Origin of the sequence: Virgisporangium aurantiacum (assembly GCF_016863635.1) — a bacterium.
In the GTDB taxonomy this organism is placed as follows: Bacteria; Actinomycetota; Actinomycetes; order Mycobacteriales; family Micromonosporaceae; genus Virgisporangium; species Virgisporangium aurantiacum.
Genome location: NZ_BOPG01000198.1, coordinates 1 through 938, shown reverse-complemented (window position 1 = coordinate 938; position 938 = coordinate 1). Strand labels below are relative to the sequence as shown.

Sequence of the window (938 nt, the reverse complement as noted above, 5' to 3'; positions counted from 1 at the left end):
TCTCGCGGATCCCGCGGGAGATGGACACCTGGGACGGCAACCCGTGGATCCACCACGCCGAGGACCCCAGCCTGGGATTCCCCCTGGAGTTCTCCGCCCGGTGGGACATCCACCCACCCAGCAAGGCCAAGAAGGACGTCGAGAAACAACTCCAGAAAGTGGCCGGACAACGGCGGCACATCGCCGGCTCCGGCGCCGCGATCCCCACCGGCGTCGAGGACGCCTTCGCCGACGGACACACCCTCGACGCCGAAGTCGAACGGTTCCGCAAATTCCTGGTCTACGGCGCCGGCCGACTCCTCGTATCGGCCCCGGATCCGGACGAACTGACCCGCCGCTGCGAAATGGTCATCGAGCACTACCGCAACATCGGCATCGACGTCGCCTGGACACCCAACGACCAACTACGACTGTTCACCGAACAGTTCCCCGGCGACCGGGTACGACTCAAGGTCCGCGCCTACCGCCAGGTCCAGGAACTGGAAACCATCACCGCCGGCCTGTTCACCGCCTCGAACAGCCTCGGCGACGGCGAAGGACCCTACCTCGGCCGCACCACCGGCCGCAGCCAGGAAATCGTCTACTTCGACCCCCTCTACGCCCCCCGCAACAACAAACCACCAGGCGTCGCCATCGTCGGCGCCCCCGGCGGCGGCAAGACCTTCACCATGCTCACCATCGCCTACCAGGCCGCCATCCGCGGCATCACCACCGTCCTCCTCGACCCCAAAGGCGACGCCAAAGGCCTGGCCACCATCGCCGGCCTCGGCGACGTCCGCATCCTCGAACTCGGAACCAGCATGGCCGGACTCCTCGACCCCTTCTCCCTCGCCGAAACCCGCGAAGCCGGCGTACTCCTCGCCATGGAAACCATGCGACTACTCCTCGGCGGCGAACTCACCACCGACCGGGAAAACGCCGTCGTCAGCGCGATCCGG

The 938-nt window shown here is 67.1% G+C and carries 1 protein-coding gene; it reads left to right on the top strand.

The annotated features are described in order from the left end of the window. Window positions 1-20: 20 nt before the first annotated feature. Window positions 21-938, top strand: a 918-nt coding sequence (locus Vau01_RS63025; RefSeq protein WP_204015490.1) for an ATP-binding protein, incomplete at its 3' end; no start/stop codon positions are given.